At 57.2% G+C, this 24,810-nt stretch carries 18 protein-coding genes; 11 read left to right on the top strand and 7 right to left on the bottom strand.

From position 1 onward, the window contains the following. Positions 1 to 57: 57 nt before the first annotated feature. Both H9646_RS16580 and H9646_RS16575 read left to right on the top strand, forming a co-directional pair. Positions 58 to 447: a GntR family transcriptional regulator gene (locus H9646_RS16580; protein WP_191724501.1), complete on the top strand. Its 390-nt coding sequence runs from the start codon at positions 58 to 60 to the stop codon at positions 445 to 447. Between the two features lie 235 nt (positions 448 to 682). Next, positions 683 to 2,146 (top strand): methyl-accepting chemotaxis protein, encoded by a 1,464-nt coding sequence (locus H9646_RS16575; RefSeq protein WP_191724500.1) that lies wholly within the window; start codon positions 683 to 685, stop codon positions 2,144 to 2,146. A 78-nt stretch (positions 2,147 to 2,224) separates the two neighbouring features. Here the strand turns inward: H9646_RS16575 and H9646_RS16570 are convergent, their stop codons facing one another. Continuing rightward, on the bottom strand, positions 2,225 to 3,079 hold the full coding sequence (locus H9646_RS16570; RefSeq protein WP_191724499.1) for a GNAT family N-acetyltransferase: 855 nt from the start codon (positions 3,077 to 3,079) through the stop codon (positions 2,225 to 2,227). Positions 3,080 to 3,101: 22 nt separating this feature from the next. Then, the gene (locus H9646_RS16565; RefSeq protein WP_191724578.1) at positions 3,102 to 4,031 is read right to left on the bottom strand and encodes an alpha/beta hydrolase; all 930 of its coding nucleotides are present in this window, start codon (positions 4,029 to 4,031) and stop codon (positions 3,102 to 3,104) included. A gap of 226 nt (positions 4,032 to 4,257) precedes the next feature. Here H9646_RS16565 and H9646_RS16560 point away from each other — a divergent pair, with 226 nt between their 5' ends. Further along, on the top strand, positions 4,258 to 5,394 hold the full coding sequence (locus H9646_RS16560) for an iron-containing alcohol dehydrogenase (protein WP_191724498.1): 1,137 nt from the start codon (positions 4,258 to 4,260) through the stop codon (positions 5,392 to 5,394). Positions 5,395 to 5,426: 32 nt separating this feature from the next. On the opposite strand, the gene H9646_RS16555 is transcribed toward H9646_RS16560, so the two are convergent. The 4 genes from H9646_RS16555 to H9646_RS16540 form a co-directional block, all read right to left on the bottom strand. Then, a complete protein-coding gene (locus H9646_RS16555) occupies positions 5,427 to 7,769 on the bottom strand; it encodes an AI-2E family transporter (protein ID WP_225214285.1) in 2,343 nt (780 codons plus the stop codon). A 284-nt stretch (positions 7,770 to 8,053) separates the two neighbouring features. Beyond that, on the bottom strand, positions 8,054 to 8,851 hold the full coding sequence (locus tag H9646_RS16550; protein ID WP_225214278.1) for an HDOD domain-containing protein: 798 nt from the start codon (positions 8,849 to 8,851) through the stop codon (positions 8,054 to 8,056). Between the two features lie 99 nt (positions 8,852 to 8,950). Beyond that, positions 8,951 to 9,757 carry a sensor histidine kinase gene (locus H9646_RS16545; RefSeq protein WP_191724495.1) on the bottom strand — a complete coding sequence of 269 codons (807 nt, stop codon included), beginning with the start codon at positions 9,755 to 9,757 and terminating at the stop codon, positions 8,951 to 8,953. 38 nt (positions 9,758 to 9,795) lie between these two features. Continuing rightward, the gene (locus H9646_RS16540; RefSeq protein WP_225561073.1) at positions 9,796 to 10,476 is read right to left on the bottom strand and encodes a LuxR C-terminal-related transcriptional regulator; all 681 of its coding nucleotides are present in this window, start codon (positions 10,474 to 10,476) and stop codon (positions 9,796 to 9,798) included. 354 nt (positions 10,477 to 10,830) lie between these two features. Here H9646_RS16540 and H9646_RS16535 point away from each other — a divergent pair, with 354 nt between their 5' ends. The 4 genes from H9646_RS16535 (at position 10,831) to H9646_RS16520 (ending at position 14,603) form a co-directional block, all read left to right on the top strand. After that, complete coding sequence (locus H9646_RS16535) at positions 10,831 to 11,313, top strand: hypothetical protein (protein ID WP_191724493.1); 483 nt, start codon at positions 10,831 to 10,833, stop codon at positions 11,311 to 11,313. A gap of 87 nt (positions 11,314 to 11,400) precedes the next feature. Further along, positions 11,401 to 11,802 carry a hypothetical protein gene (locus H9646_RS16530; RefSeq protein ID WP_191724492.1) on the top strand — a complete coding sequence of 134 codons (402 nt, stop codon included), beginning with the start codon at positions 11,401 to 11,403 and terminating at the stop codon, positions 11,800 to 11,802. Positions 11,803 to 11,845: 43 nt separating this feature from the next. Further along, on the top strand, positions 11,846 to 13,489 hold the full coding sequence (locus tag H9646_RS16525; protein ID WP_191724491.1) for a DUF4384 domain-containing protein: 1,644 nt from the start codon (positions 11,846 to 11,848) through the stop codon (positions 13,487 to 13,489). Positions 13,490 to 13,499: 10 nt separating this feature from the next. Then, positions 13,500 to 14,603 (top strand): SEL1-like repeat protein, encoded by a 1,104-nt coding sequence (locus H9646_RS16520; RefSeq protein ID WP_191724490.1) that lies wholly within the window; start codon positions 13,500 to 13,502, stop codon positions 14,601 to 14,603. A gap of 89 nt (positions 14,604 to 14,692) precedes the next feature. Here the strand turns inward: H9646_RS16520 and H9646_RS16515 are convergent, their stop codons facing one another. Continuing rightward, positions 14,693 to 17,068 carry a Tex family protein gene (locus H9646_RS16515; RefSeq protein WP_191724489.1) on the bottom strand — a complete coding sequence of 792 codons (2,376 nt, stop codon included), beginning with the start codon at positions 17,066 to 17,068 and terminating at the stop codon, positions 14,693 to 14,695. A 168-nt stretch (positions 17,069 to 17,236) separates the two neighbouring features. Between H9646_RS16515 and H9646_RS16510 the strand changes: the two genes are divergently transcribed. The 4 genes from H9646_RS16510 (at position 17,237) to pepN (ending at position 24,755) form a co-directional block, all read left to right on the top strand. Further along, positions 17,237 to 18,265, top strand: coding sequence for a DUF72 domain-containing protein (locus H9646_RS16510; RefSeq protein ID WP_191724488.1), 1,029 nt, complete (start codon positions 17,237 to 17,239; stop codon positions 18,263 to 18,265). A 229-nt stretch (positions 18,266 to 18,494) separates the two neighbouring features. Continuing rightward, entirely contained in the window at positions 18,495 to 20,657 is a 2,163-nt protein-coding gene (locus H9646_RS16505; protein ID WP_191724487.1) for a type IV pilus assembly protein FimV, read from the top strand. Positions 20,658 to 20,942: 285 nt separating this feature from the next. After that, positions 20,943 to 22,047 (top strand): peptide chain release factor 2 gene (prfB, locus tag H9646_RS16500; RefSeq protein ID WP_191724486.1). Its coding sequence is split into 2 segments (ribosomal slippage): positions 20,943 to 21,023 and positions 21,025 to 22,047, totalling 1,104 coding nucleotides; the frame shifts between segments, so codons are not numbered across the junction. 11 nt (positions 22,048 to 22,058) lie between these two features. Then, the gene (gene pepN, locus H9646_RS16495; RefSeq protein WP_191724485.1) at positions 22,059 to 24,755 is read left to right on the top strand and encodes an aminopeptidase N; all 2,697 of its coding nucleotides are present in this window, start codon (positions 22,059 to 22,061) and stop codon (positions 24,753 to 24,755) included. Positions 24,756 to 24,810 lie beyond the last annotated feature (55 nt).

Genomic DNA, 24,810 nt, shown 5'->3' with positions numbered 1-24,810 from the left:
AGACAATCGCCGCCTTTATCTGTGAAAGTGGCGCGTGCAACGCGCGCCCGTGCGTGAATGACTGCCTGCCTGCCCCTCCAGCCCCAATCCCTGAGCACGGCCATTGCCGATCGCCTGCGCCAGCGCATCTTGCAGGGCGAATGGCTTCCCGGCACGGGCTTGCTGGATGGAGAGATTGCCAGCAGCCTGGGAGTCAGCCGCACACCCGTGCGCGAAGCCATGAAGCTGCTGTGCCATGAGGGCCTTCTGACAGCACACCCACGCCGAGGCATGACCGTAGCCATCCTGAACACCGCCCAGGTACAAGAAGCACAGGCCCTGCTGCAGTTGCTGCGCAGCCATCTGGCCCTGCACCCCGCCATTGAAGGAGGCCTTGCGCAGCAGCTGCAGGCTCTGGCATTGCAGCGCCTGCAGCTGGCCAATCTGGCTGCATTAACTCAAAATTGAAACTTGTGCTTATTTGTCATTTATTAACAATCTGCCCCCACGATTAACTCCCCTTTGCCAGGGACGAAAAAACAAAATCTCGCGCACTGCTATGATTTAAGGCTGCAGACTCCCTTGAAATTAATATTTATATTATTCCAATAAATGTTAAATATTTAAATTCAGAGCCTCTGCATTCATTTACTACTTTACCCATTAAAGCTTCTATCTCTGATTGAAGCTTTCAGCATTTCTCATGAATTCATTTGCAATTCAAAAAGACTCGTCTTCGTTCAGCTATTCAAGCAAAAAAACCAATACGCAAGAGGCACTGACGGACGTCAGCCGCCAGGCAGACCGTTTGATGCTGATTTTGATCAGCATTTATGCGCTACTGGCCATTCCAATTGGCTGGCATTACTCCAGCGTTGATATAGCCTTGATTGCCGGCCCCAGCCTCATAGGTCTGGCTGCTGTGGTTTTCTTTACCAGCAGCGGCACAGCACTGGCGCGCTATGTGCTGCCGATACTGCTGTGCGCTGCCGTTGTCTTGCATATTCAGGTGTCGCTGGGCACCCTGGAATTTCACTTTGGTGTTTTTGTCACGCTGGCACTGGTCATGGTGTACCGCCAATGGCGGGTCATACTGGCCTGCGCTGCTTTTTTTGCCATTCACCATATTTTATTTGACCGCCTGCAAGCCTGGGGCTACGGCATTTACTGCACCACTGAAGCGGATTTTGCAAAAATTGTTCTGCACGCCGCATTTGTCATTGTGCAGACTGCTGTTGAAATATTAATCGTCAAGAAAATGTCTGAATCCTATTTGCAAGGCATTGAATTGCAAAGCCTTGTAGATGCCATTCACGACGGCGACAAATTCAACCTCAATATTCACCATCAATCTGTTCAAACGCCATTGGCGCAGGATTTAAAAGAATTTATTCTGAAACTCAATGCGATTGTGCGCACCGTCAGCCACAGCGCAACACAGGTACAGACGGCGAGCCAGGAAATTGAGGCGGGCAGCAGCGACCTGTCTTTGCGCACTGAAACCGCTTGCAGCGCTTTGGAAGAAACCGCCAATGCGGCTGGCCGCGTGCTGGCCACTGTCGAGCAAGCCCGCGCTCTGGCCTCAGAGGCGGACACCATGACACGCAACGCCACGCAGGCCGCACAAAAAGGCCAGCACGTAGTGAACGAGCTGGCGCAGAGCATGGCTTCCATCAGCCAGCAGTCGGAGCAGATTTCGGACATCGTCTCCGTGGTGGACAGTCTGGCTTTTCAAACCAACCTGCTGGCGTTGAATGCTGCCGTTGAAGCCGCCCGTGCCGGGGAGCAAGGCCGTGGCTTTGCCGTGGTTGCAGAAGAAGTACGTCGTCTGGCACTGCGCTCGGCCGAGTCTGCCAAGCAGATCCGCCAGCTGATTGAGACCTCGGAACAATCTATCGGCGTGGGAGCAGCGCAAAGCAAGGAGGCACTCAGCGCCATGCATCTGCTGCAGCAGGCGTCAGGCAACGTGACAGACCACATGCGTGAAATTGTCAGCTCGACCCACGCACAAAACGCGGCCATGGCAGACATCTCCCAGGCCATCAACCAGCTGGAGCACGCCATGTCACAGAACTCGGCCCTGGCAGAAGAGTCCAGCGCTGCTGCCGCCAGCCTGCACGATCAAACCGTGCACATGGCGCACAGCGTGCAGGCATTCAAAATTTAAGAGCAGCCATCGCTTATACGACAAAGGGTTTCAGATCAAAAGTATCTGAAACCCTTTGTTATTGAGCGTATGCAGCTATTAAAACTTCAGACGCATGGTGATGTGGTCAATGCCGGCTTCGTCGTACACCTGGCCTTCAGGCACAAAGCCAGCGCGAGCGTAGAAGTTTTTCGCATGCACTTGCGCATGCAGTACGGCTTCCTTGTCACCACGCTCGCGTGCAGCAGCCATCAATGCATCCAGCACCTGGCGACCCACGCGGCTGCCGCGCATTTCACGCGCCACGGCCATGCGCCCAATGCGCGCCACACCGGGGGCATCGGTGATCAGGCGGCCTGTGCCCACGGCATGGCCCAGCCCGTTTACCGCTACAACGTGGCGGCAGACAGGGTCAAACTCATCCATTTCGATCTCAGCTGGAACGCCCTGCTCTTTGACAAACACTTCCATGCGCAAGCGCTCAGCCAGACGACCCAGATCGTTCCAGCTGCCCGAACGCAGTTGCACCATCTCCTGACCTGCTTCAAACGCGGTCAGCATGTCGCGCAATTGCTGCGGCACGGGTTGCGGCTGGCGCTGCGCATCGGCAAACACATACACCAGCTCTACTGTGTTGAGCAATTGCTGACCCCGGAAGATGCCCGCCTCAAACTGCAGCGAGGTGTTGCCTTGCTTGACGCAGCGAATGCCAATGTCCAGCACATCGCCCATTTGTGCTGATGCAAAGTAAGTGACGGTGGCCTTCTTGACAAACAGCTCGCCGCCCAGATGGCCCCAGCTTTGGGCGTATGGCAAAGCCATCTGGCGCCAGTAGTCTGTGATCGCCACATCGGCGTACATCAGATAGTGTGCATTGAAGACAATTTTCTGGGCATCTACCTCCGCCCAGCGCACGGTCAGGCGATGGCGGCAGCGAAAGTCTTGAGGGAGCATGTGGTTCTCTTTCTGGTGCAGTTCAAACAGTGGGCGATGTGCCCAGTGCCGCGCGCAATGCAGCGGCCATGTCGGCATGGGCCTGGCGCGCTTCAGGAATGGCGCGGCCCATCTTGATGAATTCGTGTGTCACGCCTTTGTAGATCTCCAGATCCACCGGCACCCCGGCCATGCGCAGCATATCGGCGTACTGCACCCCCTCATCCACCAGGGGGTCCAGCTCAGCCAGGCATAAAAACGCCGGTGCCACGCCTTCAACATCAGGAGCCAGCAAAGGTGCAAAGCGCCAGTCTTCGCGGTCTGCGTCATTGCGCACATATTGGTCAAAAAACCAGAGAATGCCTTCGCGCTCCAGCACCAGTGCGTGGGCATAGCGAAAGTGCGAATCCGTATCCTGGTGGGCACAGGTGCCGGGGTAAATCAGCAATTGCAGCTGCAGGCTCAGGCCTGCATCACGCGCCAAAATCGCACAGGCGGCAGCCAGTGTGCCGCCTGCGCTGTCACCGCCTACGGCCATGCGCTGGGTGTCCAGCCCCAGCGTGTCTCCGTGAGCAGCCAGCCATTGCAGGGCATCCCACGCGTCGTTAATGGCCGTGGGGAACTGGTGCTCCGGCGCAAGCCGGTAGTCCAGCGACACCACGGCGCAACCCGCCAGATGCGCCAGCTGGCGGCAAAGCACATCGTGCGTAGCCACACTGCCAATGGTGAAGCCACCGCCATGCAGGTACAGCAGTACAGGCAAAGGCGCACAGGTGCTTGGCGCATACAGGCGTGCAGGCAATGCAGTGCCATCGCGTGCGGCAATACGTATGTCTTCTACACGGGGCAGTGCCTGCTTGGCAATTTCCAGCACACCCGCGCCCGCTTCATAAGCGACACGTGCCTGCTGCGCAGACAAGGTATGCAGATGCGGGCGGTTGGCACGTCGCATGCGACGCAGCACATCGCGCATGGCAGGGGTCAGGGGATGGGGATTCAGATCGTTTTCGTCGTTCACAGCACGCAAGCAGCAATCACAAAGCTGCACATCATGCAGCAATCACAGGGCCGCTGCAGGCAAGTGGATTGTCCCTTGCGTGACCCAACGCAGCCTTGCCTGAGGGTTGCCAAGCTGGTCATCCACCCCCCACTTGTCCAAAATAAGGTCTGTTTGAACACCACGGGGCTGGGGGCAGGATATGGCTTTTATCAATTACGTCACGCACATTCAGTTTGACTTTGGTGCCGTGCGCCTGCTGGCGCAGGAATGCCAGCGCGTAGGCATCACACGCCCGCTGGTCGTGACCGACCCGGGCGTCAAAGCCGCCGGAGTGCTGCAAAAGGCACTGGATGCACTGGGTGATCTGCCCGTCACCGTCTTTGACAGCACCCCCAGCAACCCCACAGAGGCAGCGGTTCACGCGGCCGCCGCCCTGTACAAGCAGCACCACTGCGATGGATTGATTGCCGTTGGCGGAGGCAGCGCCATTGACTGCGCCAAGGGCGTGGCGATTGCCGCCACGCACGAAGGCCCACTCAAGATGTACGCCACCATTGAAGGCGGCTCTGCAAAAATCACCGAGGCCGTGGCCCCCATCATTGCCGTCCCCACCACCAGCGGCACTGGCAGCGAAGTAGCACGTGGCGCAATCATCATCGTCCAAGACCACCGCAAACTGGGCTTTCACTCGTGGCACCTGGTGCCCAAGGCGGCCATTTGCGACCCCGAACTGACCTATGGCCTGCCCCCCATGCTCACAGCGGCCACCGGCATGGACGCGGTGGCTCATTGCATGGAAACTTTCATGTCAGCAGCCTTTAACCCCCCCGCCGACGGAATTGCACTGGACGGCCTGACGCGTGGCTGGGCGCACATCGAACGCGCTACACGCAATGGGCAGGACGCCGAGGCGCGCCGCCAGCTCATGAGCGCCAGCATGCAAGGCGCCATGGCCTTTCAAAAAGGCCTGGGCTGCGTCCACAGCCTGAGTCACAGCCTGGGCGGCATCTCGCCACGCCTGCACCATGGCACGCTCAACGCCATGTTTTTGCCCGCCGTGGTACGTTTTAACGCACAGGCAGATTCGGTGCAGCGCGAGCAGCGGCTTGAAAAAATGGCACACGCCATGGGCCTGAGCCGTGCCAGCGACATACCCGCTGCCATCCGTGACATGAATGCACGGCTTGGGTTGCCCGCAGGCTTGACCGCCATGGGTGTAGAGCCTGCATGGTTTGCCCAGGTGATAGACGGTGCGCTCAAAGACCACTGCCATGGCACCAACCCACGCACGGCCAGTGCGCACGACTACGAGGAGATGCTGCACAGCAGCCTGTAACCATACATCTGCGGCGTACGGTTGCCCGGCAGTCATGACGCTGGCGGTGCGGGGGCAGCGGGCTCTTGCGTGACACGTCCCTGTTCTCGCAAACGCTCCATCAAATCTTTAGCCATGTCGTGCAGGGCATCCATGTCCGAGGCATTCATGCGTCGCGGCATGTCATGCATGATGCACAGGCTGCCCAGCACCATGCCTTGCTGGTTCTTGAGCGGCACCCCGGCATAGAACTTCACGTGCGCTTCGGTCAGCACTGGGTTATCAGCAAAGCGCGGATCCCGCGCCACGTCTTCCACAACCACGTCTTCACCCTCGTGCACGACATAAGCGCAAATCGATAAGTCCCGGGGCAGGCCTGCCTGCCCGTCCGCCCCGTCACTGCTCGCCAGCAAGCTGCCCGGCGTATGCACCCAGTTGTGATCCACCAGCGACACTTGCGCGTACTTCACATCGAATGCATTCGCCGCTTTCAAAGCCAGCTGCTTATACGCAGGCCAATGCACAGGCAATAGCGCACCACTGCGCTGCAAATGCTGCACACGTTCATCGTCATGCTCCGGCAATGGAGCCGGCACATACCCATGCGCCACTTGCTCAGGAGAGAGCAATTGCTGCATGCGCAGCACCAGCTCTTGCATGCTGGTGACCACTGCGTTCACCCCCGTACGCTCCACAAAATCGGTGGTCAAAACCGCTGGCGTGGCATTCCACAGCGCCAAAATGACTGGCATGTTGGGGTGACGGCGACGCAACCTGCGCACAAGCTGGCGCACCATGGCCTGCGGCTGAACATGAAAAGCCGATACAACCAGCCACTGCACATCGGCCCAGTCTTGCGTCTCATCTGGCCGGACAGTGGTCGTCAAGGCATGACCAGTGCAGCTAGCGTGAATACCGTGGAGATTCAGACTGTGCGAGACCATGCGTGCTGCCAGCGCATCCACCTCCCAGCTCGCACCCACGCAATGCACACGCCCATTCAGGCCTGCACCAGCAGATGAAGGCTGCGCAGGAAACTCATCCTGCAACTCCTCCAGCACCTCCTCCATGCCATTGGACAAGCGCATACGATGCCCTACTGTGGCCCTTTCCGAGTGGTGTCTGTAGGCCAGCTGCAAAGCTGGCAGCGCTACATCGCCGTAAAACCGCACAAGCGCTTGCCCCTTGTCTGCGGCTGTGGGTTTGACTGGCATGCGCTGAGCAATGGCATCTTGCACGACGTCAATCGCACCGTGCACGTCATCTGCCAGCAAGCGCTGATACAAACGGTGCGGCGCGTCCAGTACTGGCTGGCTGCCCAGCAGCACTTCCATGAACTGCAACCCCGGCAAATAGCGGCCCAATACCAGACAGCACACCGTTAAAGGCGTCGACAAAATCAAGCCCACAGGGCCCCACAAGGCTGTCCAGAACGTAGCGGCCATGATGATGGCCAGCGTCGACAGGCCAGTGCTGGCACCATACAGCCACGGCTCCACCACATTGTTGCTGATGAGCTCCAGCACCAAAATCAGCCCCAGCGTCCACAGCAACATATCCCAGCCGGGAGCCACAGCAAAAGCCAGTGCTATCGGAAACACCGCAGAAATCATGGGCCCCACATAGGGTACAAAACGCATGATGGTGGCCAGCACGCCCCACAAAATGGCCCCGGGCACACCAATCAGCCACAATCCCAGCGCCATGGGGATGCCATAAGTCACGTTCACAATGAACTGCATGCGCAGGTACTTGCCAATGCGCTCCGACGCTTCATCCAAAGCATCGGTGGCCACATGCATGTTCCCTCCCATCAAGCGCAGCAGCCGGTCCCTCAGGTCATCCCTGTCCAGCAAGATCAAAATCACAAACAGCAGCACGATGCCCACCATGGCAACAGGCTCGCTCACTTTGCCCAGCCACTTCATCACAATCTCCAGTGGCTTGCCATCTTCGCGGATCACTTCCACTTTTTGCACGCGCGGCTGGCTGCGCTCGGCCTGCGCGCTGGCGGCAGAAATTTCGCCCTCCACCGCGTTGTAGGTCTTGAGGGCACCATCCCACGCGCCGGGGCCACTGCTGAGCGTGCGCAGGTTCCTGAGCTTTTGCTTGATGGTGTTTTGGTAGGTGGGCAAGTCAGCACTGAGCGACTGCACCTGCTTGCCCAAATAAAACCCCATGCCAGTCAGAGCGCCCAGCGACAGGGCCACCACCAGCAACGTTGCTGCCATGCGCGGCAAGCCCCAGCGCTTTAGCAAACTGACCGCAGGGTCGAGTAAAAAACCCAGCAGTACCGCCAAGGCAAGGGGGATCAAGATATCGCGCCCAAAATACAGGGCCGCAATGATGACGGAAGCAATCAGCAGCCCCACCAGCCAGCGCAGGCCCGGAACCATCGCCGCCAGCGCCTGCAAGCCTCTGTCATCGAGCACAGAAGGCGGTATCTCGTTGTGGTGACTGGACTTTGGAGGGGGAGCAACCGGCTGGGTTGATGGCTCCTGCAGGCGGTGCTTCCCTGAGGAGGTTGGCGGATGCTCAGACATAGGACAGCTTCAGGTTTTAACTGCACAACAATGACAGCGCTTACCTGGGTGCCCTTGTCATCCTTTTACGCCAAGCTGCGCATGGCTTTTTGACTTTTCAGCGCTCTGGCCGTCATCTGCTTTACAGCTGCAAGCAATCAATACAAGGATTGGCTCCAGTCTGCCGCGTCCTGCTGCAAGACCACGTCCACATCCACGCCCAGCGCTAACGCCACGTCAACGGGGAAAGCATCTGCCACGGTGCGCTCACTCCAGCCACAGTGTTTGACACGGCTGCACCACACCGCCAGATGCAAAACGCCCGCCATCGGATCAAACTGCGCCGTCTCCATCGGCGCCTCCATGGCCTTGACCGCGGCAATCACGTCGGCAGGCAGATTCCACTGCCGCAGCAAAGCTGCCGTTGTACTGTTGGCGCTATAGCCCCAGTGACGCACCTCCAGACGAGGCCGGCGTGGATCCCAGACGCTGGTTTCCACATTCAGCGCAGCTACGCGCTCTGGCTGCGTTTGGTGCATAAAGACCTGGCCAATTCCATGCAGCAAAGCCGCCACATAGGCCGCACTGGCATCCAGCCCCGTTAAGCCAGCCAGACTGCGCGCCAATTTGGCACTGGCATGGCTGACACGTACAAATTGCACCATATCCAGGCCCGGTCTGGCCCGCAAGGTCATACCCGTCTGGGCTTTTTTCAACAATGCCCGCAACTGCCTGTCACCCAGCAACGTAATCGCCTGCGGAATGCCACGCACTAGGCCCTGCATTTGATAAGCACTGGCGTTGGCGCATTCCATCAGTTGCGCAGCCAGAACCGGGTCACCACCAAAAAGCTGGTTCACCCGGCGCAAATTAGGCATATCACTGAGCAGCTCACGCATTAACAGCGCCAGGACACGAGGCTGACAGGGCAGAGTAAGTTCTTCAGCAATGTGCATAGGAGGGCAAAGTCAGGGCGTGAGTTCGCCGGTTAGTGCTCAGCTAAGCATAGCGGCAGTCTGAGCATTGGTCACTTGAGCCGCATGCTCTTGTGGCACTTAGCGGACAGCACTCCATTGCACGCCAACGTGCGTACCGCGCCCGGCCTGCGCATCAATGGACAGCACAGCACATGCTTGTTGGGCACGGGTGCGCATGCTCTGCAGCCCTCGCCCGGCACACTCCTGTGAGCTGTCATCGTCAAGTGATGGCTGATAGCCGCATCCGTCATCAGCAATCTCTAGCTGCCACGTAGCTTCATGGCATGTCAGCCTGATACGCAGCACTTTGCATTGCGCGTGCCTGAGTGCATTGCTGATAGCCTCCTGGGCAAGCATGGCCAGCTGCAACCCTTGGTTGGCATGCGGGCTGAGGTCACTCTCGCCTGTTGGCATCTGCCAGTCCATCGACACCCCTCGCGCTTGCAGCAACGGCTGCAGACGCCAGCGCATCATGGCCAGACGCTCAATCAAACTCGCATCCACATCGTCCAAGCACTCCATCTCCACACGCAAACACCACATGGCATTTTCAATGCTGTGGCGAACGTCTTCGAAAGAGGCATTCCGTGCATCCAGCAAAGCCAGTGCCTGAAACAGGTGCGCCCCAACTCCGTCGTGTAAATCCTGTGCGATGCGTGCGCGTTCCGCCTTGACCTCTGGTGAGGTGCGCTGACTTTTACGCTTTTTCCAGCGTATCGCTTTTCGTGACAGCAGAAAAAAAACCGCTGCACATAAACTCTGCAGCAGCAAGACTACCAGCCAATGCATCCAGCCCGTCTGCTCAAAATCAGGCGGAAGTATCCAGAGGCAAAACAGCAATACAGCCACATTGAAAAACCACAGGGCTGCAATCTCCCAGAGCATGTGCCACCCCCGCCAAGCAACTGGTTGCCACATAACAATCAAAGCAAACCATGCAGCAACGCAGCCCGCACTGCCTGCGCGCGACTTTTGACTTGCAGTTTCCGGTAAATATTACGCACGTGCGTGTTAACAGTCATAGAAGTAATCAGCAATTGAGCCGCGATTTCTTGGCTGGTATACCCACTGGCTACGTGACGCAAAATTTCGCGCTCTCGTCCAGATAATTGTTCGCTGTCGGTGCACTTGGGCTCAGGCGTATTGCTTCGCATCCGTTGCAGCAAACGGCGCGCGACATGCGGGGTAATGGATGCACCGCCATTGGCGACCTGCAAAACTGCCTGAACATAGCTTCCAAACCAGCAGTGCTTCACCAGATACCCGGCAGCCCCTTGCTCTATGGCACGCAGCAACTGCGCATCACCCTCCATGACCGAAATAATGATGGTCTCTGCAGCAGGCCGAATAGAGCGTTGCAGGCTAATCAGCTCCAGACCGCAGCCATCCTCTAAATTCAAGTCGGCCAGGAGCACGTCAAATACTTCTTGCCGCATCGCACGCTTGGCTTCTCGCAAACCACCTGTCTGCCCCACCAGTTGCACGCGAGGGTCCGCCATCAGTTCGCGCTCCACCACATGACGCAGGTGCACATCATCGTCCACCAGAAATACGCGGACAGGTTTGCTCTTTTGACCAACCATGAAGTCGGGCCACTGAGACATCGCTGGAGTACAGCCTCCTGCCGACACTTCCCACTTATATGGCTGTGAGATGCCTTGCTGGCTCGGGGTCATGACTTTCCTTCAAACCATTGCACTGCTTACAAGCTGTCACTACCTAGTTTTTTACTCCCTCTTACTACCGCCCGTCAGTAGTCAAAAGCCTATAGCCATGGGCGTTACAACTTCAGCCCTGATCTCTGCCAACGAGTACTTACCTAATTTATGGGATTGGCTGTTCCTGGGTGCAAACAGACACTGACTCCAAGCCTCGTCAATACATCCGACCAGGCCCACTGGCAGACAAGCTCTCTGTCAGTTGCTTCATGCGACACGTCAACCACCTAGGAGCCAATCATGAAAAAGTCCATTGCAGCCTTCTCGCTCAGCCTGATTGCGGCCACAGCATTTGCTCAATCTTCTCGACCCACGCACCCCAACCCAACGCCTACGCCAACCCCGACACCTGCTGCGGCTCCATCGATTGAAATCAATGGCCCCACTTTGCAGCTGACCTCGCTGAGCTGGAGCCACGTGAGCAACAAGGCCGAAGATCAGGCCACGGCACGTCAGAACATCTCCTCCAACACTGCAGGGGTGAAAGTCGGTGCAGCTCTTACGCAGGCCACAGTGGGCAAAGGCGCGTACATCAGCAACTACGCTGAAGATCAGGCCTACGCTTCGCAGAACCTGGCCAGCAACGTTGGCAATGTTGACGTCAAGCAGGCTTTGACCCAGGTGGTTCTGCTCAAGAACACATCCGTGCGCAACTATGCCTCTGACCAGTCATCCGCTGTGCAGAACATCTCCACAAACAACGCTTGCGTAACTTGCCAGTAAATAGTGCGGCCTTCACAAGCCCCCCCTTGAACACGAAGACGCTGACACCAGCATCTTCGTGTCATTGCTGGCACACAGGAGAGCATCATGCGTATCCAGATCACCCGTTGGATCTTGGCAGCTGGCCTTAGCTTGATGGCCCCTGCCTCCTGGTCTGCGCCAGGCGAAGACACCATTCAGCTTAAAAATCCGGTTGAACACCTTCAGTTGCCGATTGGCGGCCCTGGCGTATCCAAAGGTCTGGATCAGGAAGGCGATGGCATTCCCACCAGCTTGAAGGCCAAGATTGTCCGGTATGAAGCGAAGACGTTCAGTGACCAGAAAGATGGAATTTATACCGACGGTGACGTGAACCGCATGGTCGAGACCCAAGCCAATCGTAAAACCTGCATCCAGGATGTTGGCAGTAATGTAGCGCCCCCCTCTGGCGTTGGCGGCAGAGATCAGATCGTGGTGTTGCGCGGGGATCTGGTCAATATTTGCCGTTGAAAAGCAGGTTTTCAGTAAAGCCCCACAACCCCTGAGAGCCACCATGCCCTACCTACCTACTTTCTCTTTGACGAGCCATCCCCGCTGGCAAGCCGCGATCGCTTTGCTAAGCGCTGTGGGCCTGCTCGCAGGCTGTGCACCGATGAGTCCCGCCAAAGATGCGCCCTATCATGCGCGCGCACCTGAAATCAACCGCCCCGCAGTACGCCCGACAAGGTCGCTGAGCAGTTTCTCAGACTCCTTGATGTGCATGGATCACCTGTTTAGAGAAAGCGGCATGGGAACGGTGCTGATTACCAGCAAATCCATTCCTGACTATTCAGGCCGCATTGCGGTAGCAACCAAAGAAATGATTGTGACGGCCCTGTCGCAAATGTCTCGCGTGAGCAATGCTTTTCGCTTCGTGGATTACGAAGTGAATATCGCCCAGCAAGATACCGTACAAAACCTCACCACCCTTTTGCTCAACAACAACCAAATTCGCTTGCAGCGACCTGCACTCTATGTTTCTGGGGCGGTGGCTTTCGTTGACCAGCAAGTGATCAGCAACAACGTCGAGGTAGGCACCTCTGCCTCGCGCCTGGAGACGGGGTACAGCCAAAACAAGCGCTCGACGGTGATTGGCCTTGAAATGCACCTGGGTGACTTTCGCAGCCGTACCTTTATTCCCGGCCTGGATTCAGCCAACGAAATTGTGATTGGCAGCGGAGGTCAGGGGCTGGATTTATCAGGGCGTATTGGCAATTACGGTGTGCAGTTCAACGTCGGCAGGGATTACGCGCAGGGCTCAGGCCCCGCCATCCGTACATTGGTAGAGCTGGCCATGATTGAGCTTTTGGGCAAGTGGGCCCGGGTGCCCTATTGGCAATGCCTGACTCTTGAGCAAACCCACCCTGAATTTATTCGACAGATGCGTGAATGGTTTGAAGATGCAGGGCCTGCCAACCGCAGCCTGCTCGTGCGTCGCTCGCTGGTTCGCCGTGGCTACCTGGAGACTGAAACCCCCGATGACAGCGCACTGCGCCAGGCTCTGACCCAATTCCAGGCAGATGAACGTCTCGTGGTGACAGGGGTTTTAGATTTCCCGACCTACGAACGGGCCATGCGCAACTTTGTCAGCCTGACACCCCAAGGTCATTTGCAGCGCGTTGGCTGGGTCAATAACGCTGGCATCAGCATGGCCGCAGACACCAGCCAGCAAGGGCAGCCTGCGCACATTGATATGCAGATAGAAAATCTGATGGTCGGGCGTGAGCACTTTCTTCCAGGTGAGCAAATCTTCTTGTCAGCGACCGTCTCACGCACCTCCTACCTGTACTGCTACATGGAGAACGCTGAAAAACAGGTTATCCGCCTGTTACCCAACGCAACCAATAGCTCTGGCTGGATTGCCGCCAATCAGGCCATTCGCATCCCGGACTGGATGAGTCCTACACCAGGTTTTGTGCTTGATGCCGGCATACCAGGGCAAGAGCGGGTAGCCTGTTTTGCCAGTGCCAATGACCTGACAGGCAAGCTGCCTGCCAGCTTGCAGCAACCAGCATTTCGCCCATTGCAGGGGGCCTCCTCTCTGGAAGACATTGGAGTGCAGCTGCGCCAGGCAGCGGGTGGTGACAGCCTCGTTGGTCAAAGCAGCCTCAAGTGGCAGGTCACAGCACCCAAAGCTTCCGCAGCTGCCCCGCAATAAGAGCACCATCATGAGCCACCCCTATATACGTACAGTGGTCGCTTTGCTGGCTGGCATAGCAATGGGCGCAGCAAGTGCCCAGCCACGTGCAGTCATTAGCGTGCAAGAAGCGCAAACACCACCGCGCATTGACTCTGAGCAGTTGCAAAAGCCAAGTGCCGGCATGGATGCCAGCACCCCTGCAGTGTCTCCAGCCCTGGCAGAGCTGCAAAGCCTTGCCAATGCACCTGCCCCGCGCACTGCCCAGGCCCGAAAACAGCAGGCACAAGCGATCTGGCAGCTCGGTCTGCTACAGCTGCATGGATTGCATGTGCCGCTGGATCCTGCGCAGGCAAACATCATGTTCGAGCGTGCCCATGCACTCGGTCATCCGCTGGCGAGTGCAGGCCTGGCCTGGTGTGCTATTGATGGCTGTGGTCAGCGCCCCCAGCCCAGTAAAGCTCCAAGGTGGCTGCAGGAGCTGCGCCAGCAGGACCCAGGCCGCGCTGCATACCTTGACTGGCTGCTTCTGGAGGACGTAGCCCCGATGGATGCAGATGTGGCATCGACCTCCCCGCAAGTCAACAACGCCATGCAGCAACGCAAACAGCAGGCCCTGCAACGTGCAGTGAAAGCCAATGACCCCCATGCGCGCGTGGAATGGGGTCTGGAGCTGGCCGCAGAAAACCAGACCAGCCAAGCGCTTGCACAGTTTCGCGCGGCCTCAGCCACCTCTGAAGCTGCACGCCGCAATATGCAGGTCATGGCAGAGCAGAGCAGCCAGCGCATGCATGCCAGTGGCAATATCGGCCAGGCTGGCAGCGCCTGGCAAACCTTTCGCCAAGCGCGCATCTATCACCGGGGAGAAGGCGTACCGGCCAATTACACAGAAGCAATAAGGCTCTACAAACGCGCCTCAGACATGGGCAACATCCAAGCCAGGCGCATGCTGGCCCTGATCTACTCGCGTCCGCTAGCAGATGGCAGTCTGGATACTGCCTGGATGCAGCAATTAGCCTATGCCGACGTCAGTAAAAACAGCAATACGCCGATTCATTCACCCAGCGCCCCCACCAGCTTGCAGCGTGATCCCACGCCGCTGTACGACTACATTGACGCACGCTGGCGCAAGTAGCAAACCTGAAGCAAAAAAGCAAAACACAAAACCGCAAAAACAAAAAAGGCAGCAACTGCTGCCTTTTTCGTTTTGTACACACCCAGTGCTTACTTCTTGAGGCTCTGCAATTTGGCGAACGCCGAAGCCATGGCATTTTGTGCCTGCGGCGCATCCCGGCGCTGTGGCTGTCCGGAGCCACCACTGCGCGCACTGCTGTGACCACGGCCCGCACTCTCAAAGCGATTGTCCCGAGGGCCATCGCGGCGGGCAGGTGCAGAGTCAAGCTTCATGGTCAAACTGATGCGTTTGCGCGCCGCATCCACCTCCAGCACCCTCACTTTGACAATCTGGCCCGTCTTGACCACTTCGCGCGCATCCTCAATGAACTTGTGGCTCATCTGGCTGACATGTACCAGACCGTCCTGGTGCACGCCCAGATCCACAAACGCGCCAAACTGCGCCACGTTGCTCACCGTACCCTCCAGCGTCATGCCCTCTTTCAGGTCCTTGATGTCTTCCACATCATCATTAAAGCGGGCAACCACAAAGTCAGGACGCGGGTCGCGACCGGGTTTTTCCAACTCACCCAAAATATCTTTGACGGTGATGGCGCCGAACTGCTCGTTGGCAAACTGCTCAGGCTTCAAGGTCTTGATAACGTCACTTCTGCCCATCAGCTGATCGACCGGCTTGCCAGTGGTAGCAATAATTTGCTCCACCACCGAATAGGTCTCAGGGTGCACGCCAGTCATGTCCAGTGGGTTCACGCCATCACGAATGCGCAAGAAACCTGCCGCTTGCTCAAACGTCTTGGCGCCCAGTCCAGACACTTCCATCAGTTGCTTGCGACTTTTGAAAGAGCCATTGGCATCGCGCCAGCGCACCACCGACTTGGCAACCGAACCACTTAATCCCGAAACACGGCTCAGCAGCGGTGCCGAAGCCGTATTCAAATCCACGCCCACAGAGTTGACACAGTCTTCCACCACAGCATCGAGCTGGCGCGCCAGCTCGCTCTGGTTCACGTCATGCTGATACTGGCCTACGCCAATGCTCTTGGGGTCAATCTTCACCAGTTCAGCCAGAGGGTCCTGCAGCCGGCGAGCAATGCTGGCTGCACCACGCAGGCTGACATCCACATCTGGCAACTCCTGCGAGGCAAATTCACTGGCCGAATACACCGAAGCACCCGCCTCACTGACCACAACCTTTTCGATCGATTTTTCAGCCTTCCCAGCCAGCTTGATCAGGTCAGCAGCCAGCTTATCGGTCTCGCGACTGGCCGTTCCATTGCCAATAGCAATCAGATTTACACCGTGTTTTTCTACCAGCTTGGCCAAGGTATGCAGAGAACCTTCCCAGTCCTTGCGTGGTTCGTGCGGGTACACCGTTGCGGTATCCACCAGCTTGCCATTGCTATCCACAACAGCCACCTTCACGCCCGTACGGATACCCGGGTCAAGACCCATGACCGTACGTGAACCTGCTGGAGCTGCCAGCAGCAAATCACGCAGATTGTCACCAAACACCTTGATAGCCACTTTTTCAGCATCTTCACGCAGACGGCTGAACAAATCTCTCTCAGTGGACAGGCTCAGCTTGACGCGCCACGTCCAGGCCACGCACTTGCGCAGCAAATCGTCCGAGGCACGTTTGGCATGGCTCCATCCCAGGTGCAAGGCAATGTGGCCTTCAGCCAGGCTTGGCTGCCCCACTTCAGGCTCGACCGGCTGCACCAGCTTGGCTTCGAGAATCTCCAGTGCACGCCCACGAAACACCGCCAAAGCACGGTGCGAAGGCACACGGCCAATGGGCTCGTCGTAATCAAAGTAATCGCGGAATTTAGCGACCTCTGCATCAGCCTCGTTCTTGCTTTCCACCTTCTTGGAGCGCAGCAGGCCTTCGGCCCACAACCACTCGCGCAACTTTTGCACCAAAGCCGGGTCTTCGGCCCAGCGCTCCGACAAAATGTCGCGCACACCATCGAGCACAGCAAAGGTAGTCGAAAAATCGGGGCCCGGCTTGCCGTCATCCAGCACCGTGGCGGGCTTGCAAAAAGCCTCAGCCTCTTTGTGCGGATCAAGGCTCGGGTCCGCAAACAGCATGTCAGCCAGCGGCTCCAGACCAAACTCCTTGGCAATCTGCCCTTTGGTGCGACGCTTTTGCTTGAAAGGCAGGTAAATGTCCTCCAGCTCTTGCTTGGTCGGCGCGCTGGCAATAGCCAGACGCAGTGCATCTGTCAGCTTGCCTTGCTCATCAATCGCTTTGAGCACCGTGCCACGACGGTCTTCCAGCTCGCGCAAGTAAGACAGCCGTGCCTCCAGCTCTCGCAACTGCACATCGTCCAGACCGCCTGTAACTTCCTTTCGGTAGCGGGCAATAAATGGAACGGTGGCACCACCATCCAGCAACTCCACTGCAGCATTCACTTGCTGCACACTGACTTTGATCTCTGTGGCAATCTGCCCAATGATTTTTTGCATGCGTTACACGCCCCGCGGCGCTTGTTCTCCGGAAGCGGGCAAGTGTGCCATAGACACAAGTGCTTGCTACCTTCTTTAAGTTACCGATTGCATACATACTTAATTGATAGCAAGAAGCGGTAGCCATACCTGCGTTGAACTGCAAAATCGTTCAAATTATTCTTTGATATGCAAGACGATCTGTTTGGCACAGATGCTGCGTTACCGCAGCCATCTTCTGCGCCGCCCCGAAAGGCCAAGGGCGTACTCCCGGCTCCAGCAACCGAGACGCTGCGTGTTTTGGCCCAATCTCTACCCCTGTCACTGCGCATGGGTGTTTCCACCTGGTCTTATCCCGGCTGGGAAGGCCTGGTCTGGGATGGCGCCTACGACGCTTCCGTCCTATCGCGCACAGGCTTGACCGCACTGAGCCAGCACCCGCTCATGCGCACCGTATGTGTAGACCGCTCTTTCTGGCGCCCGTTGAGCGTAGAGCAGTACGCAAAAATGGCGGCCCAAGTTCCGCCAGACTTTCGCTTTGTTGTGAAGTGCCCCAACGTAGTCACCGATGCCATGGTTCGCTCCGAAGAGGGCAAAGGCCAGCAACGCAATCGCGCTTTTTTAAATGCCTCTTTGGCAGTCGAGCAATTTGTCACCCCCGCCTTGCAAGGCTTAGGTGACAAACTGGGCGTCCTTGTATACCAGCTCAGCCCCTTGCCCTGGGATTTGCTGTGCAAGAGCCAGCAGCTCTTTGACCAGTTGGGCCTGGTTCTGGCCGCCACACGCCAGGCTTTGCAGCATGCGCCCCATGTGATCGTGGCGGTGGAGGTGCGAGACCCCCTCTTGCTTGAAGATGGCTTTGCCCAAGTGCTCAAAGCACACAACGCCACCATGTGCCTGGGGTTGCACGGAAAAATGCCCCCCATTGAGCAACAACTGCCAATCCTGCGCAAACTGTGGCCCTCACCTTTCGTTTGTCGCTGGAACCTCAACCACTGTTTTGGTCCTTTTGGCTACGCAGATGCACAGGAAAAACACCAGCCATTCAATGAGCTTCGTACACCTGACCCGCATACGCGATCGGTATTAGCGTCCACTATCCGCGGGATAACCCAAGCAGGTCAGACTGCGTTTGTCACGATCAGCAATGATGCCGAGGGCTGTGCACCACAGTCGATCCAATCACTGGCCGAGCAGCTTCAGCGTTTGAATAGCTAGATTTCCATGCACTCCATATACCGACTTGCGTGGTTATGAATGGTTGACATTTAGTCCCTCTACGACAACAGACATGTTTTTTGCCATGTGCTTGCAAGAAAACAAAGACACAAGTCTGACAATTCGGCACATTCTCCCCAGTGTGAAAAAGGTTCACCCACAGTTGAACCAGAACTATTTGAGCTAAACAGTGCCTTGGCCCAAACACTTTGGCAGTAAAGAAATTATTGTGAAAATTCGCGACTTTCTCATCCTCGCTGGCAGCGTCGCTGCCGCATCGCATGTGAGCGCCCTGTCTTTAGGTAATACACAAGGGCAAGTGCAGCTTGGCTCACCGATTGACTTGGTGTTTCCGATTCAACCAGATGCCGGGCAAACTGCCGACAGCAGTTGCATCACTGCCGAAATCTGGATGGGAAATGCGGCATTGACCGGTAGTCAAGTCTTGGTGACCGCCCAAGACAAGTCTGTGCGTGTACGCTCCACCGCACCGGTGTACGAACCTTTGATCACGCTGAAACTGCGCGCCGGCTGCGTGAACGCAGTTTCTCGCAGCTACACCTTCTTTGCAGATCCCCCAAAATCTCTAGCAGCCTCTGTCGAGCCTATTGACCTGAGCACCATTCAAGCCAGCCCTCCAGCGGCAACTGCAGTTACAGCTCTACGCCCTGCTGCGGTCAAAAACACAGCGGCAGCAAACAAAGCACCTCGTGTAGCAAAAAAAGCCGTCAATCCCACAGCAGCTCTGGCGCAGCCATTGGCCCCAGCTGCCGCTGCCGCTGCTCAAACAGTGATTGCCGAGCCAGTGGCTCCCAAAGAAAGTACCCAAGAGCCCGCTGCCGCGCCTGCAAGCGCAGAAAAATCACGCCTGCGCATTGAGCCACTGGACGGATTGGACACTCCGCCAGAAAGCACGCCACCGAACCAGGGTGAAGCGCAGTCTTTCACCAGCGCAGAGATCGACACGCAAACGCAGGCCATTCTGGATGCCAACCAAACACGCCTAGAAGCACTGGAAAAGCAGCTGCTCTCCATGCAATCGCAACTGACCAGCAACCGTGCAGCAACTGCCAACCTGCAAAGCCAGCTAGTCCAGGCGCAAAACCCGGATCTACCCTTGTGGGTCCATATCCTGCTGGGGCTGCTGGCACTTGCGCTTGCCACCATCGCGTGGTTACTGCAACGCATTAAAAAAGAGCGTCAAACGGCACAAAGCAGTTGGGCCAACACCGTATTGGCGGTCGAAGACTCCTTGCACGCTGCCTCCGTTGACACACGCCCTACCGCGTCCGTACCGGCATTGCACGAGGCCGAGCGCCAGAGCACCCCAGCGGCAAGTGCCTTTTCTGCCGTAGAAGCCGGCCCCGCAGACACTCGCACTTCTGGCACAGATACGCAGCCTGCACCAGCACTGCCAGACCTTGAAGAGGCAGATTTTTATGCCGCGTTTGAGCAACCCGCTTCGCCCCCTCCTGCCGCCGAGCAAGCACCACCGTTACCCTCCATCGCCGAAGTTCTGACAGCACAGGCATTGTTTGATGTTCAAGAACAGGCTGAGTTTTACGCCTCGATCGGAGAAAACGACCAGGCCATTCAGATACTGCAAGCACACATTGCCGAACATGCGGCCTCAGCCCCCCTGGCTTACATAGAGCTGCTGCAATTGCTCTACCGCCTCAGCCGCACAGAGGCTTTTGAAGAGGTACGCGAAAAATTCGAAGCACACTTCAATGTCCAGGTGCCTAACTTCTTGGGCTTTTCGCGCAAAGGACGAGATCTCAGCGCTTACCCCGAAGTTCTCGGCCAGATTGAAGCCTTGTGGCCCACCGATGAAGTGCAAGGTTTGATGCGCGACCTGATTGTTCGCCGCCCAGCTCCAAACCATACAGAAACCAATACTCGCTTCGACCTTGCTGCGTTTGATGATTTGCTCATGCTTTACAACGTGGCGCAGACAACGCCTGCGTCAAGCCGGGGTCAACTGCCGGGGCGTGTTCGCATGACGCCGCTGGAAGTTCCATTGCCAGAACTTGCCTTTGACAGCCCCCCAGCGCCAGCCATGCAATCTTCGAACAGCCCTGGGCCCACAGCAACGCTGGCAAGCGCGCCGCTGCCCCTGCACGAGGCGCACCTGGACATGCTGACTGCAACGCCAATGCATGCCCCGCTGCCCGCATCCAGCCTGCAAAACGACTCCCCCTTCCAGAGCCCGGCGCATTTTGCGCCCAGCGAAGTGCTGGTGGATGATCTCTCCTTGGATTGGGACACCTCAAAAACTGAGGCTCCCCCAACGCCTGCCACTGACTCTTCATCGATTGATGAAGAAATAGACTTTTTCACCATGGATGAGCGAGATCTGCCTGCTTCTCCGCCACGGGACAAAGGGCAATAAGCACCAACAAGCTCGACAGGAGCCTCGCCAACGCCACTACCTGCTACAGGTGTGGCGTTTTTTTGTAGCACTGCGATCACAAAAAAACTGCCTGTTCGCCACGTCAGACATTCAGCATTACTGGCTTTGCAGGTGCACAGGTCAGTGCTGGAGGCTGCCTACATCTGCCTTATTGGGGCATAGCCTCCCTGTACATGCGAAAATCACTGTTTACCGCAGTTTTTGTGCAGGCTCCGTTTGAGACTTCGCAACACTGTCAGGCACAACGACAAACAAGGAATACACATGGAAGCCGAACGCGTTAATCAAATCGAAGCCACCCTCGCTGATCTGTCCACCCGGACCGAAGAGCTACGGAGGTATCTTTGACTACGATGCAAAGTTTGAACGCCTGCGCACAGTCAACGCATCGCTAGAAGACCCTGCGGTTTGGAATGACCCTAAAAAAGCCCAAGAACTGGGCAAAGAACAAAAGTCACTCAACAGCGTTGTACTGACACTGCAAAAGCTCACCACCGAACTGGCAGACAACACCGAACTCTTTGAAATGAGCAAAGAAGAAGGTGATGATGCAGGCCTGGAGACCATTGAAGGCGAAACCGCCAAACTTCGGCCACTGATCGAAGAGCTGGAATTCCGCCGTATGTTCAGCCATGAGGCTGACCCACTGAACTGCTTTATTGATATTCAGGCGGGCGCTGGTGGCACTGAAGCGTGCGACTGGGCCAGCATGCTGCTGCGCCAGTACCTCAAGTATGCAGAGCGCAAAGGCTTCAAGGCAACGGTAGAAGAAGAAACGCCAGGCGATGTCGCTGGCATCAAAAGCGCGACCATCAGGGTTGAAGGCGAATACGCATTTGGTTTGCTGCGCACTGAAACTGGTGTCCACCGCTTGGTACGCAAGTCACCTTTCGACTCTTCGGGCGGGCGCCACACCAGCTTCTCGTCACTGTTTGTCTATCCAGAAATTGATGACTCGATCGAGATCAACATCAACCCCGCTGATGTACGCACCGACACTTACCGCGCTTCAGGTGCGGGTGGTCAGCACATCAACAAGACAGACTCCGCCGTGCGCCTGACCCACATGCCTACAGGCATTGTGGTGCAGTGCCAGGATGGCCGCTCGCAACACAGCAACCGCGACGTTGCCTGGCAACGCCTGCGCTCGCGCCTGTATGACTACGAAATGCGCAAGCGCCAGGAAGAGCAGCAAAAACTGGAAGACACCAAGACCGATGTGGGCTGGGGTCATCAAATTCGCTCCTATGTGCTGGATAACAGCCGCATCAAGGACCTGCGCACCAACGTTGAAGTCTCGGCCACCCAAAAGGTGCTGGACGGCGATCTGGACGTGTTCATCGAAGCCTCGCTCAAGCAAGGCGTTTAAGGGAAGCACTCATGCTGCGTGAAGGACAAGCCACAGCCATTCAACGGGCTGACTATCAAGCCCCCGCTTGGTGGATTGAAACTGTCGACCTGGCATTCGACCTCGACCCGGCCAAAACCCGCGTTCTCAACAAGATGCGCATCCGTCGCAACCCTGACGTACCTGCGCAAGCACTGCGTCTGGATGGCGATGAGCTCAATCTGGCCCGCGTGATGGTCAACGGCGGGGGCAGCTCGTTCAAGATGGATGGCAACCAGCTGGTTTTGGAAAACCTCCCCGAGGGGCATGAACCCCTTGATCTGGAAATTTTCACCACCTGCTCTCCCATCCAGAACACCAAGCTCATGGGCTTGTATGTGAGCGAAGGTACGTTCTTTACACAGTGTGAAGCGGAAGGCTTCCGCCGTATTACCTACTTCCTGGACCGCCCCGATGTCATGGCCATGTACACCGTGACATTGCGTGCCAGTAAAAATGACTACCCGGTGCTGCTGTCCAACGGCAATCTGGTGGACGAAGGCGATCTGGATGATGGCCGTCACTTTGCCAAGTGGGTTGACCCTCATAAAAAGCCTTGCTACCTGTTTGCACTGGTTGCAGGCAAGCTCGTTGCTCGTGAGCAAAAAATCAAGAGTCGCGCTGGCCGCGATCACTTGCTGCAGGTGTATGTACGCCCCGGCGATCTGGAAAAAACCGAACATGCGATGAACTCGCTCATGCACTCTGTCGCATGGGATGAGGCACGCTTTGGCCTCAGCCTGGATCTGGACCGTTTCATGATCGTCGCCACCAGCGACTTCAACATGGGCGCGATGGAAAACAAGGGCCTCAATATCTTCAATACCAAGTACGTCTTGGCCAGTCAGTCCACCGCAACCGATGTTGACTTTGCCAATGTCGAAAGCGTGGTGGGCCACGAGTATTTCCACAACTGGACAGGTAACCGCATTACCTGCCGCGACTGGTTCCAGCTAAGCTTGAAAGAAGGCCTGACTGTTTTCCGTGACCAGGAATTCAGCATGGACATGGCGGGCACACCTTCGGCCCGTGCGGTCAAGCGCATTGAAGATGTACGCGTACTGCGCACGGTGCAGTTCCCGGAAGATGCAGGCCCCATGGCGCACCCCGTACGCCCGGACAGCTATATCGAAATCAATAACTTCTACACCGTTACGATTTACGAAAAAGGCTCTGAGGTTGTGCGCATGCAGCACAACCTGGTCGGCCGTGACGGTTTTGCCGAAGGCATGAAACTGTACTTTGACCGCCACGATGGCAGTGCAGTGACATGTGATGATTTCGTGCAGGCCATGGCAGACGCCAACCCTGCCAGCCCACTGACGCAGCACCTGCAACAATTCAAGCGCTGGTACAGCCAATCTGGCACCCCTTTGGTCAAGGCCAGCGGCCAGTACGATCCCACGGCGTGCACATACACACTGACACTCTCGCAAAGCTGCGCTGCAACGGCAGACCAGCCCGAGAAGCTGCCTTTTGTGATTCCGGTTGAAATGGGTTTGCTGGGGCAAGATGGCGCTGCTCTGCCCCTGCAGTTGCAAGGAGAGGCCGTCACCTCATCGAGCCACACCTTGGTGCTGACACAAGCAGAACAAACCTGGGTGTTTGCCAATGTGGCACAAGCGCCTGTGCCTTCGCTGCTGCGCGGCTTCAGTGCACCGGTGGTGCTGGAATATGACTTTAGTGATGCAGAGTTGCTCACGCAGCTGGCTCACGACACCGACGCCTTCAACCGCTGGGAAGCAGGCCAGCGTCTGGCACTGCGCTATGCACTCCAAGCCATCCGCACGCAAGGTGAAGTCGCATCTGATGTCATGCCCGCAGCCTTCATCAGCGCCTTGCGCGATGTGCTGCGCCACCCGACTTTGGATGCCGCCTACAAAGATCTGGTTCTGACACTGCCATCTGAAAGCTACATGGCCGAGCAGCTCGAGGTGGTAGACCCTCAGCGCATTCACGCTGTGCGCGAATCCATGCGCCAGCAACTGGCTGTGGCATTGCAGGCGGACTGGGCGTGGGCATTTGATGCACACAGCGACACCGGCGCATACCGCCCAGACCCCGTATCTGCAGGGCGTCGCTCGCTCACTGGCAGCGCGCTGCTCATGCTGTGTCTGGCTGCACGTGATTCTTCTGACACACTCTGGCCCGGCAAGACATACCAGCGCTTTAAAGATGCAGGCAACATGACGGACCGCTTCAACGCCCTGTCAGCATTGGTCTACAGCGGAGCCACTTTGGCCCAACCCGCGCTGGAGCGCTTTCACGCACTGTTCAGGAATGAGCCCCTGGTCATCGACAAATGGTTCAGCCTGCAAGCTGGCGCGTGTGACCGTGGCGGCAATGTGCTGCCTGCGGTCAAGCAACTGCTCAAGCACCCAGACTTCAGCCTGAAGAACCCCAACCGTGCCCGCAGCCTGATCTTCAGCTACTGCAGCGCCAATCCCGGAGCATTCCACCGCGCAGACGCTGCAGGCTATGTCTTTTGGAGTGACCGCGTACTGGAGCTCGATGCCATCAACCCACAGGTCGCTGCCCGCCTGGCCCGTGGGCTGGACCGCTGGCGCAAGCTGGCTGAGCCCTATCGCACGGCAGCCCGCGAAGCCATTGCACGTGTTGCGGCCAAACCCGACTTGAGCAACGACGTGCGCGAAGTGGTGACACGTGCGCTGGGTAAAGATTTAGCATGAATCCACTGCTATCGCTTGAAAACAAAGCGATAGCAGCTATCAATTTCAAATATCA

It is taken from the genome of Comamonas avium, from assembly GCF_014836675.1.
GTDB lineage: Bacteria > Pseudomonadota > Gammaproteobacteria > Burkholderiales > Burkholderiaceae_C > Comamonas > Comamonas avium.
Note: the sequence above shows the minus strand (reverse complement) of the source record. Positions and strands in the feature narration are given on the sequence as shown.

Bases quoted from the DNA above. Each gene is read 5' to 3' on its own strand.
- H9646_RS16580 (WP_191724501.1), top strand. From the start codon at position 58: ATGACTGCCTGCCTGCCCCTCCAGCCCCAATCCCTGAGCACGGCCATT.
- H9646_RS16575 (WP_191724500.1), top strand. From the start codon at position 683: ATGAATTCATTTGCAATTCAAAAAGACTCGTCTTCGTTCAGCTATTCA.
- H9646_RS16570 (WP_191724499.1), bottom strand. From the start codon at position 3,079: ATGCTCCCTCAAGACTTTCGCTGCCGCCATCGCCTGACCGTGCGCTGG.
- H9646_RS16565 (WP_191724578.1), bottom strand. From the start codon at position 4,031: ATGCGCGATGTGCTGCGTCGCATGCGACGTGCCAACCGCCCGCATCTG.
- H9646_RS16560 (WP_191724498.1), top strand. From the start codon at position 4,258: ATGGCTTTTATCAATTACGTCACGCACATTCAGTTTGACTTTGGTGCC.
- H9646_RS16555 (WP_225214285.1), bottom strand. From the start codon at position 7,769: ATGGTTCCGGGCCTGCGCTGGCTGGTGGGGCTGCTGATTGCTTCCGTC.
- H9646_RS16550 (WP_225214278.1), bottom strand. From the start codon at position 8,851: ATGCACATTGCTGAAGAACTTACTCTGCCCTGTCAGCCTCGTGTCCTG.
- H9646_RS16545 (WP_191724495.1), bottom strand. From the start codon at position 9,757: ATGCTCTGGGAGATTGCAGCCCTGTGGTTTTTCAATGTGGCTGTATTG.
- H9646_RS16540 (WP_225561073.1), bottom strand. From the start codon at position 10,476: ATGTCTCAGTGGCCCGACTTCATGGTTGGTCAAAAGAGCAAACCTGTC.
- H9646_RS16535 (WP_191724493.1), top strand. From the start codon at position 10,831: ATGAAAAAGTCCATTGCAGCCTTCTCGCTCAGCCTGATTGCGGCCACA.
- H9646_RS16530 (WP_191724492.1), top strand. From the start codon at position 11,401: ATGCGTATCCAGATCACCCGTTGGATCTTGGCAGCTGGCCTTAGCTTG.
- H9646_RS16525 (WP_191724491.1), top strand. From the start codon at position 11,846: ATGCCCTACCTACCTACTTTCTCTTTGACGAGCCATCCCCGCTGGCAA.
- H9646_RS16520 (WP_191724490.1), top strand. From the start codon at position 13,500: ATGAGCCACCCCTATATACGTACAGTGGTCGCTTTGCTGGCTGGCATA.
- H9646_RS16515 (WP_191724489.1), bottom strand. From the start codon at position 17,068: ATGCAAAAAATCATTGGGCAGATTGCCACAGAGATCAAAGTCAGTGTG.
- H9646_RS16510 (WP_191724488.1), top strand. From the start codon at position 17,237: ATGCAAGACGATCTGTTTGGCACAGATGCTGCGTTACCGCAGCCATCT.
- pepN (WP_191724485.1), top strand. From the start codon at position 22,059: ATGCTGCGTGAAGGACAAGCCACAGCCATTCAACGGGCTGACTATCAA.